Source organism: Oleiphilus sp. HI0086 (assembly GCF_001635225.1).
In genome coordinates this window covers 1-385 of record NZ_LWFZ01000388.1, presented here as the reverse complement: position 1 = coordinate 385, position 385 = coordinate 1, and the positions used below count along the sequence as shown (strand labels likewise).

The following is a 385-nucleotide window of genomic DNA, read 5'->3' as shown; positions in this document are numbered from 1 at the left end:
GTGCATCACAGTGAGGGCACTGGGCGAGCCAACCGCAGCTATTACACATTAGTGTTGGTGAAAAGCCTCTGCGGTTTTGGAATATGATTACTTGGTTGCCTTGAGCAAGCTCTTCTCCGATTCGCTGCTTCAAGGGGCGAGAACAACCATTCTCCAGAGGACGGCTGCGGATATCGATTAGAAACATTTCCGGTGTTTGGCCTGCGCCGGCGCGTTCTTGCATTAAAGCTAGCTGATAGCGACCTAGCTTAACGTTATAGAGGCTTTCAAGTGATGGTGTTGCACTTCCTAGCACCACTTTGCATTGTTCAATCTGTCCGCGTTTGACTGATAGATCTCGTGCTGAATATTTGAAATTATCAATCTGCTTGTAGGAGGGGTCATG

Annotated in this window: 1 pseudogene; it reads right to left on the bottom strand. The window is 48.3% G+C overall.

Annotated features, from left to right (window positions below):
- Window positions 1–385 (bottom strand): annotated as a pseudogene (locus A3756_RS27290) (primosomal protein N'); the annotation flags it as partial.